A 9,889-nucleotide genomic window follows, 5' to 3' on the forward strand; every position below is an offset into this window, starting at 1 on the left:
ACTCCACACAGTCCACGACGTACGGTGACAGGCTGGTCAGGTCGTGCCGGACGGAGGGGTCACCTGCCTCGACTCCGAGCAGACCGCGTATCAACCGCTGGTACCAGGGCATGAAGTTGCACGCGAAGTCGACGGTCACCTTGGTCCGGCCTCCGCGCTCCTGTGCGACTCGCAGGAAGTCGATGACGGTCAGCGCGTACTTCTCGTACGAGATCCCCGTGCCGCGTGACTGGTAGAACTTGTGCCGACTCGCGGTCTGGAACGAGATCTTGATGAAGTCGGGCTCGGCCGACAGCAGCCGTTCTACCGTCTCAGGAGAGCGGAGCGCGAGCCCGTTGGTGATCAGTAGGGTCTTGAGCCCCCGCTCGCGGGCGGCTCGCAGGAAGTCGAAGACGCGATCGTCGAGCAGCGGCTCGTTGTAGTGGCTGAAGCAGACGTACTCGAACTCGGGATCGTCGGGGTCGACCTGGTCGAGCAGCCGCAGCACGGTCGCATCATCGAGGCGCGCGCCCTTGTCCTCGAGCAGCGGGTACGCACAGAAGCTGCACGCCATGTTGCAGGCGAGCAGCGTCTCGATCTGCAGAACGGTGAAGCCGTACTCGGACAGGCGGACCTTCGGGCGGTCCACCGCCGCAGCGGCCTCGATCAGCGGTGCTCCGATGGTGCGGGTGCTCAGGGTGTCCTCCCGGCCACGAGCGCACGCCACGAGCGTACGTCCATCCCCCCGAACGTGTCGACGGTCACACTAGCATGTCGGCATCGGCGCGTCCCGCCTTGAGCGGATCTGGCCGGGAACGCCTACACGTAGTTCGCGATGCCCTTGTAGAAGCCCTCGTACGTCGTCGGCGTCAGGATGTGGACGCCTTCCCCGCCGCGGGCCTTCAGGAACTCGTCGATCTGGCCGATGTAGCGGCGGTTCGCCTGGTGCATGGCCGCGATGAGCTCGCGGTCCTCGGTCTCCTCGGCCTCATGGTAGAAGAGCCACTCGCCCGACTCGCCGACGCCAAGATAGCCATCCATACCCGCGGCGAAGACGCGCTCCGCGCCCATCACCGCCGCCACGCCCATGAGCAGCACGGACACCGTGCGACAGTTGCACGCGATGACGCCATCGGTCACGCCGAAGTCGGCCGTGGCCGAGTCGACGAAACGGATGGGCTCGTAGTCGCGCTGCGTGTACTCGCGGACGAGCGACTCGGGGATGTGCTCGGAGACCATGAGCACGGACTCCGGCGAGACCTCGCCGACGTAGCTCGTGAAGCGCAGCTTGTTCGAGAACGCGTGGTAGTCGGGCGTGAACATCCCGGCGAGGTGGTTCGCGGCGAGCACGACCGGGTCGTGGCGCTCGATGAACGCGAGGATCTCGTCGCGGTGCTCGGCGAGCGAGGGGCCGTTGCCGAGCACGAGGAAGTCGCGGCCCGCGTGACGGTCGAGGTACGGCACGGGGCCCGGGGCGGACGGGGCGCCCTGGTCGCCGGCGCCCACCGCCTCGCCCGAGATGCCCGCGGCCACGATCTCGTCGACCAGCGCCTGCGAGAAGCCGACCGGGTCGCGGCGTCGCACCACCGTCAGCGCCCGCCAGATGTCCTCCATCGCGAACTCCTGCATGTCGACCAGGCGCGCGGAGTAGTACGGGTGCACCTCGAAGAGGCCCGAGAGCATGTACGGCAGCGTGTAGCCCCAGCCGATCTGGCTTTGCATCGGCGCGTAGTAGCGCGAGACCGCGTCGAGCACCGGGATGACGTTGAACTTGTCCGGCATCCGCTGCTGGAGCCACGCGACGATGATCTCGGTAGGCAGGTTGCCCGCCCCGCGGCCCATGCCGTACAGCGACGAGTCCACAATGTCGGCTCCCGCCTCGATCGCGGCGATCGTGTTGGCGAACGCCATCTGCAGCGAGTTGTGCGGGTGGAAGCCGACGCGCATCTCGCTGCGCAGCGGCAGCATCGGCTCCATCAGCTCAGGGATCGCGTCGGGGAACATCGAGCCGTAGGAGTCCGCCACGTAGATGTAGTCGATGCCCGAGCCCGCGAGCATCGCCGCGAGCTCCTCCTGCTCGGCCTTCGAGTAGCCCGAGTAGCCCATGGCCTGGAGCGAGGTCTCGTAGCCGATCGCCTTCCACTGCTGGAGCAGGACGAGCGCCGCGCGCATGTCGGTCTTGTGCGCGGCGAGCCGCACCATCGTCACGGGACTCTCATCGGCCGGCGCGAAGTCGCCGGGAGCGATCTTGCCGAAGTCCGCCATGATCGACACCTTCGCACCCGCGATGCCCTTCACGGTCTCGGCGATGAGCTCGTCGGGGGTGAAGCGCCACAGCCCGTGCTTCGCGGGGTCGAAGTGCGCCTCTGTGCCGCGGAAGCCGATCTCGAAGTAGTCGGCGCCGGCCTTGGACACCGCGCGGTACGTCTCGCGCACGAGCTTCGGATCGAAGAACCACTCGTTCAGGTAGCCGCCGTCGCGGATGGTGCAGTCGAGCAGCAGCGGGCGGCGGGCGGCGGGCTCGGTCACGGCGTGTCTCCTTCATCGCGGTGCAGGCCGCGCTCCCAGATGAGCTCGGCGAAGGTGAAGTCGTCGGGCTCGTCGATGTCGTGCCCCTCGAGCCGGCCGACCACGCGCACGAACGGCGCGTCGCCAATCCGCCTCGCGCCTCCAGTGAACACCTCACGGCGGAACACGTAGAGGCCGGACTGCTCGAACAACACGGGCTCGAGGTCCTGCGTACGCGGGACCGGCGCCGCGAGGTCGTAGTTGAGCGGGCGGCCCTCGTACCAGGCGAAGCGGCGCTCCTCGAGCGCGGCGAAGGCCGAGTCGTGCCCGCCCTCCGTCACGGCCCGGACGCACTCGGACACGGTGGCGGCGCGCAGGAAGGGGCTCGTGATGTGCGCGAGGACGTAGACGTCCGCTTCGACGGCCTTCACGAACTCGCCGACGAAGTCCTGGACCTTGGCGTCGGAGGTGTCGAGCCACTCGGGGCGCTGCAGCCAGGTGTGCGGCACGCCGGGCTCGACGTAGGCCTCGATGGCGTCCGACGACGAGTACAGGTACGTCTCGTCGATCCCGGGCACCTCGGCCAGCGTGCGCAGGACGTGGTTGACGAGCGGCACGCCGCCGAGGGTGCGGACGTTCTTGCCCGGCACACGCTCGCTGTTCAGCTTGCACGGCACGAAGCCCACGACGCGCATGCCCGTCAGCCCCTCCCTCGGTCGAACGACTCGCGCACGAACCGCACGAGCGCATCGAAGTACTCCTCGCCGTAATCATACGGGGACAGCTCGGCGTCCGTCGGCGGGCCGCCCGACTCGACGCGGGCGCGGACCCAGGCCAGCGCTTCGGCGAGACGCTCCTCGTCATCCACGTAACAGACCGGCCAGCAGCCCTCGGCCGTGCCGTCGAACGCGGGCGTGCGGAAGTGGTCGTACCTGGCCCACTTGTCCCACAAGAGCACGGGGATACGGTTGAGCAGCGCCTCGTCGATGGCGGTCGATGAGTAGCTGACCAGCAGGTCCGTCGCGGCAAGCGCACCGGCGAAAGGACCGCTGCTGTCGATCGTGTACCGGTCCGACTCGGGCAGCAGACCGCGCAACTCATGGTCCGTGAGCACGAAACCGGGGTGGACGCGCAGCAGCAGGTGGGCGCCGGGCAAGCGATCCATCGCGAGCACGAGCGCGGAGACCCCCTCGATGAACTCGTCGATCGTCTCGACGTTGTGGAACCGCTCGCCCGAGCGCGCCTTCACGGTCACCGCGTGCGTGATCACGAACGCGTCCTCGCGCAAGCCGAGCGCCTTCTTCGCCGCCGGGCGGTCCTTGGGATCCGTCCGCGCGAACACGAGCGGGCCGGTCCGCACGCCTTCCGCGCGCACCCACGGGTAGCGTTCGCGGAAGTACCGCAGGTGCGCCTCCTGGACCGGAGTCGCGAGCGCGACGTGCGTGTACTCGGACAGCATGAAGCCGCGTGCGAGATTCAGCAGCTCGATCTCGTGCGTGTCGTCGACCGGGACGGGATGGGATCCGTGGCTCACGAACAGCGACCGGCGCCCGAGCACGGCGGCGAGCTCACCCGCCACCGACATGCGGCCGAGCGCGACGGCGGAGACCAGCAACGCGTGCGGCACCCGGCGATACAGCTCGGCGAGTCCCGCGGAATCATCCAACATGCGCAGGAGCGCCGGCAGGTACGCCGCGGCTGCCTTCGCTTGCAGCAGGTCGCTCAACTCGACGCCGTGGTACAGGGTCTCGTCGCATGGCGCGAACGCCGAGGCCACGCACTCTGAGAGCGCTGCCCTCTCGGGGCCCGATGCGCGCGCGCCGAACCACGAGACCGCCACCGTCGCGGGCGGCAGGCCACGGCGCATCGCGCCCACGAACGTTCCCGCCACCGCCTTGTCCAGTGAGCCCTCGAAGTCCATCCCGAGGAACTCGAGGTCGGACAGACGGTCGCGGAGCGACTCGACGAGGGGCGCGAGATACCCACTCGCACGGGGCAGCATGACCACCTCTCGCCGCCGCAGCGCCCCGGCCACCAGGCTCGCCCAGACCCGCTGCGCCGGACGCGCGCGCGGCACCCGGTCGGCCGCCGGCCGCGCGTCGGCCGCGACCCCGCCGATGTCGACGAAGCGGCGTCCCGCGCCCTGCGCCCAGCGCCGGGCGAGACGGCCCGCATAGCGCTCGGTGTCGTCGATCATCAGCCGGCTGGTGCAACCCGCCCCGACCGCAGCGTAGATCGCCGCGCCGGGCGCCACCTCTGCGGCGGCTACGATGACCTCGAGCGTCTTGGCGAGGTGGTTGTAGAGCATCCTGGCGTTGTGGCACAACTCGGTGGCGTACGCGACGGACACGCCGCGCTCGTCCGTGAAGCCCGACAGCGCCGCCCGCAACCGCTGCATCAGCGCCTCGCTGCCGCGCATCACACGCTCGTGAGCCGCGTTCGAGAAGTAGGGCACCGTCGAGTCCGCGTCGATCCCGCGCCACTTCAGCGCGAGCCGAGCCCTCGGCTCGAGTGCGACGACCCTGCATTCGGTGACAGGGATGCCGTCATTCGCCAGGGCCGCGAGCAGGCCGTCGATCTCGTCGTCGAACTCGATGAATGCAACGCGCATACGACCTCACAGCAGTCGCGCCGCACCCCACGAGTCCCGGCCAGCCGGCCGGTCCACCGCGATGCGGCCGCTCAGTACCAACCGATGATGCAGAACTGCACGAGCGCGAACAACGCACCGAGGTCCGCGCCCTTCACCTCGCTCCCGGCTAGGTAGCCGTCGCGAAGCCCGTCCAGGTAGGCGAGGTCGAAATAGTCCGGGTCGAGCACGTCACGGTAGGCGGCCTCGTCCATCACCTCCCGGAACAGGTGCGAGAGACCCGACCGGTACGTGGTCTCGGCGGCGAGCGAGAACCCCTCGATCGTGTCGTAGAGATAGGCGTGCGGGCCCTCCTGCAGCGTCTCGTACGGGAACGGGATGCGGTTCTCGGCAACCCACTTGAGGGGGTACTTCGTGTGGTTGAGATCGAGGCCCCTGCCCCAGCTCTCCGGCGCCTTCGAGAGCACCTCGATGAGGCGCGCGTCGTTGTACGGCATCCGGGAGCTCTGGCCGCTGCGCTCCATGGCGGCACGGAGCACCGCGACGGTCGAGCCCTGAGTGTGGAACGACAGGTACATCCGGATGTACCAGGAATAGATGGTCTCCGGCGTGATGCCCGCCAGCACCTCCGGCATGTACTCGCGGAACGGGTACGTGTACACGGCCGCCCGGCCTGCGTCCGTCAGCACGGGGGTGTGCCACGTCTCGGCGAAGGGCAGCCGCGGCCCGCCGTAGAACAGCGGGAACAGGAACGCCTCGAGCATGCCTGCGCGATCGGGCCAGTCGGTGCGGAACGGCACGCCCGGGCTCATCTCGCGGAAGATGCGGAACACGCGGTCTCCCTCGAACGAGCCGTCGAGCACCTTGCCCAGGAACGACGGGCCGAACAGGTAGCAGTTCATCTTGTCGGCGTACTCGGTGAACGCCTTCGAGGTGTGGAAGAACGTCCCGAACTGCGAGAAGCCGAAGTTGTGGAATGAGTCGGAGGCCTCGCCGTTCATGATCGTGCAACCGGGGCCCGCGACGGACGTCAGCCCCTCGGCGAGCCTCGTCATGTTCAGCGACGACAGCGTGTAGAGCTGGCGCGACCGGCAGAACGGTGCGAGTCCCCGCATGATGTCGCCGGCGGCCGCGGTCGTATAGTCGAAGCGCACAATCTCGGGCTTGATGCCGAAGAACTCCGCGATCCGCCCCACCTTGTCGATCTCGAACCTGTTGATGACGTCGGTCTGCGGCGAGTAGTGCATGCTGCCCGTCAGCATGCCGACGCTCGAGGGGCCGAGTTCGTTGGCGAGGATCCCCACGAGCAGCGACGAGTCCCAACCGCTTGAGGCGGAAACCCACGTCGTGCCGCTGCGCGCGGCCCTCGCGAGCACGGAGTCGCGCAGCACCTGGTAGTAGCGCTCGAGATCGTCGGAGCCGTACTCCTCGATCCGGAGCGGCACGAACTCCGCTTGGCGTCGGGAGACACCGCCTCCGCTCGAGATCGCGACGCTCTCGCCCACGCGGAGCCTCGTGACATCCGAGTAGATGGTCGTGCCCTTCGGCGTGTACCAGCCATACACGAGGAACAGGTGAGCGAGCATGCGCTGGTCGCGCTCGGGCGACTCGCCTGCCAGCACCTCGCCGACGTCGTTGGAGAACCTGAGCGTGTCGCCGCTCGAACGGACGAACAGGTCGAGCCTCGCGTAGCGGTCCAACACGACCTGCGCCTCGCGGGCGGCGTCGTCGACGACCACGGCGACGTACTGGCCTTCGAGCAGCTCCGCTACCTCCTCGGGACTGTGCCGGGCGAAGAGCTGCGCGAGGTGCTCGGAGTCATCGGCGGATGTCGTCCGGATCGACCCGTCGTCACGCCTGCTGTAGAAGACGTCGCCGAACAGGAACAGCCGCCTCGAAGGGCCGACCACGACCTCGGTGCGATCGCCCGCGATGCGGAGCGTACGCCCGTCGTCGAACGTGACGAGATCGTTCAGGTCATCGCGACCGGACGTGCCTCGTGACAGCTCGAAGTAGACGCGCATCGGATCTCCTCACTCGGGTTGCCGCTCCGGATTCGAGTCTGGCACCGAGTTGTTTCGGCCGTGTGTCGCGCTCCCCGGGCAGCCGGAACGCGGGTCGGTGGGATTGTTCATACGCTGAACATTATATTGGCGCGGGCCCCGAGCGGCAAGGACCGTGACGTTCGGGGCCCCTAGAGGTCCCAATCCATGCAGCGGCTGCACATGGGGATGTCGTTGAGCCGTCCCTCTTCGTTCAGCTGCAGGTAGCGCCTGCGAGTCTCGCCGGACCACAGGGCCGCGATGCCGGCTTCGCACACGTTGCCGAGCGAAGCATCGTGGTTGAAGTCCGTGTCGCAGAATCCGACCTCCCCGTCCGAGAAGATGAAGGCGTCGCCCCGCACCAGCCTGTTGCATCGCTTCGACTCGCTGCGATCGCGGGCGGTCGCGTACTCGACGTTCTCGGCGACGTCCTGCGAGAACGCCTCGAGAAGGTTCACACTCAGGATGTCCCCCCGCCCCGCGTACTCGGCCAGGAACCTGTCCAGCTCGCCAGGGCCGACGGCGGGCTGATCGATCATCTGGATGCGGAGCCATGGTGGCGATCCCTCGCGCCCGAGTTCGCGCTTGCGGGCCACAAGGCGGGCGAGGTTCTCGAGGAGGACGCCGTAGTCACCGTCGGGAGATACCTTGCGGTACGTCTCTGCGTTCATGGCGTTCAGCGAGAAGTTCAGGAACGTCAGGGGCGGCGACAGGATGAGGTCGACATGCTCCTCCTCCAGACGCTGGCCGTTCGTGCTCAGCCACACCGACCCCAGGTTCCGCTTCGTCGCGACGTGCGCGAGGATCGCCGCGAAGTCCGGGTGCAGCATCGACTCGCCGATGTTGTAGAGCCACAGTCCGTCGATGCCGTGCTCGTCGAGCTCGTCGATACAGCGCAGGGCCACATCCGTCGGCATGTGCGTCATCGGCCGACGCAGGACGTTGCGCGGGCACATCGTGCAGGTGAGGCTGCACAGGCTCGTCAGCTCGAGCAGAACGCGTGCAGGGAAGTCCTCAGAAGACCGGGCCGGCTGGAGCGAGCGCCTGCGGATGGGCACAAGACCGAGGCCGCGAGACACGTACGCGTCGAGCAGCGCCACGTTCTCCGCGTCCGGATGCACGCGCAGCAGATCGTCTACGCGCACAGGCTCGAGCGTCCTGGCCTCTTCATATGTCAGCGGAGTCCCCGGCTCGGCTCCCGCGGGGGAACCGGACGGCATGACGAGCAGTCGTGTCGGGGCGAGTTCCATGCGAGGGAGTCTAGCAGAGGTCCCGGATCCGCCCGCTCAGGCCCCGGCTCGCTCGCGGACCGCTACGGCATCGTCTCCCCAGGCGATGCGGTACGCCGCGTCAGCCGCCGCCAGAGCACCTTCCCTGCCCTCGCCGGCGCCGAGCGACTCGAGCAGGAGTGCGAGGTATCCACTGATGCGCTCGGACGCGCGGCCGTCCCGGTATGGATCGCGACCCTCCGCCCACGCCGTGAGATCGCCAAGTCCCGGCAGCTGCGCCGGATCGCTCCGGAATCGGTCGACTGCTGCGAGCAGTTCACCGACGCTGTCGAAGACGGTGGTCCCGGCGCCCTCGAAGGCAAGCGGCAGATGCCCCATCCGCGGACCGATGTTGAGAAAGACCGTCCGAACTCCGGACAGCCAGGACTCCAGCCCCACCGTGCCGCTGCCGAGCAGGCCGATCGCCAGGTCCGCCGCTTGGGCGACCATCGTCGGGTACTGCGTGGTGAGGAAGCTTCCCTCCGACACGAACACGCATCTCCCCGTCGCCTCGGCACGCTCGCGCAGCTCGCTGATGCCCCGGAGCCTCTCGTCGATCGACAGCGGATACCCGGGCTTGAATACGACCGCGAACTCGGGATCATCCAGCACGCGCTGCATGAGGTCGGCATAGATCGCGGCGCCTTCCGCATCCGTCATGCAGCTCATAGGCGCATCGGACGTCGCCTCGTCGAGGTAGGCGACCACGAAGCGAGCGCCGCGCTCCTCGAGCGACGCGCGCAGCTTGGCTGACGTCCCGCGCACCGGCGCGAAAGCATGGTCCGTCACGTATCCCGAGTACACCGTCCGACCGAACGCGGACCCCATCCTCGCGAACACGTCGTCGTAGGCCGGGCCGAACTGGAAGAACACGTCGGGATCGCACGACGTCTCGATCGGAGACGCGCCGAGGTTGCTCCACTGGTAGGCCACACTGACGCCCCCGGCGTGCTCGATCGCCGCGTTGCGGATGGACCCGGCCTTGTCGAAGTTGGCTATGTCGAAATGCACGCCCACACGGTTGCGCTCGAAGAAGCGGCGCCACGACGCATACGGCGCGACCATCGACAGCCCGATCGCGACATGACCGGGCGCGGGCGGAGCGAGCCGGATCACTGCGGCCGCGGCCGCTGCGAGCGTCCACATCCCCAGCCCGACCGCCAGCGCGAACGTGCCCGCGCCGGGTCGGTACAGCGGCACCCCCGTAGCTGCCGCGGCGCGGCGCGTCGCGACGACTGCCACGTGCCGCTCTGCCAGCGTGGCGATCTCCCGCGGCTGCAGCCGCGGTTCCGCGCGTCTGGTGTACAGCAGCACGTGGCGAGGGTCGAGGATGTCCGTCTCGAGCCAGAACAGCTCGCTGCGCACGGATCGGTCGAAGGTGACGGTGCGAGCGGCGAAGCCGGCCGCGAGGACCGGAGCGGTCCGCGGGCCTGGCCCTTCGGCGACGGCTGGTGCCGACGCTGCGTGCTCCGGCGCGGTCGGCGTCGCGGGCCGCGCCGGAG

The 9,889-nt window shown here is 68.5% G+C and carries 7 protein-coding genes; all 7 read right to left on the bottom strand.

The window, feature by feature from the left end; translation table 11 throughout:
* On the bottom strand, positions 1-706 hold a 706-nt coding region (locus FDZ70_03045; protein ID TLM79444.1), incomplete at its 3' end, for a radical SAM protein.
* Between the two features lie 92 nt (positions 707-798).
* Positions 799-2,508 carry a hypothetical protein gene (locus FDZ70_03050; GenBank protein TLM79445.1) on the bottom strand — a complete coding sequence of 570 codons (1,710 nt, stop codon included), beginning with the start codon at positions 2,506-2,508 and terminating at the stop codon, positions 799-801.
* The gene (locus FDZ70_03055) at positions 2,505-3,182 is read right to left on the bottom strand and encodes an acylneuraminate cytidylyltransferase family protein (GenBank protein ID TLM79446.1); all 678 of its coding nucleotides are present in this window, start codon (positions 3,180-3,182) and stop codon (positions 2,505-2,507) included. The genes FDZ70_03050 and FDZ70_03055 overlap by 4 nt, the downstream gene beginning before the upstream one ends.
* A 5-nt stretch (positions 3,183-3,187) precedes the next feature.
* On the bottom strand, positions 3,188-5,098 hold the full coding sequence (locus FDZ70_03060) for a hypothetical protein (GenBank protein TLM79447.1): 1,911 nt from the start codon (positions 5,096-5,098) through the stop codon (positions 3,188-3,190).
* Positions 5,099-5,169: 71 nt separating this feature from the next.
* Entirely contained in the window at positions 5,170-7,101 is a 1,932-nt protein-coding gene (locus FDZ70_03065) for a hypothetical protein (protein ID TLM79448.1), read from the bottom strand.
* Between the two features lie 170 nt (positions 7,102-7,271).
* Positions 7,272-8,369, bottom strand: coding sequence for a radical SAM protein (locus tag FDZ70_03070; GenBank protein ID TLM79449.1), 1,098 nt, complete (start codon positions 8,367-8,369; stop codon positions 7,272-7,274).
* 36 nt (positions 8,370-8,405) lie between these two features.
* A complete protein-coding gene (locus FDZ70_03075) occupies positions 8,406-9,752 on the bottom strand; it encodes a hypothetical protein (GenBank protein ID TLM79450.1) in 1,347 nt (448 codons plus the stop codon).
* Between the last annotated feature and the right edge of the window lie 137 nt (positions 9,753-9,889).

The organism is Actinomycetota bacterium (assembly GCA_005774595.1).
Taxonomy (GTDB): Bacteria; Actinomycetota; Coriobacteriia; order Anaerosomatales; family D1FN1-002; genus D1FN1-002.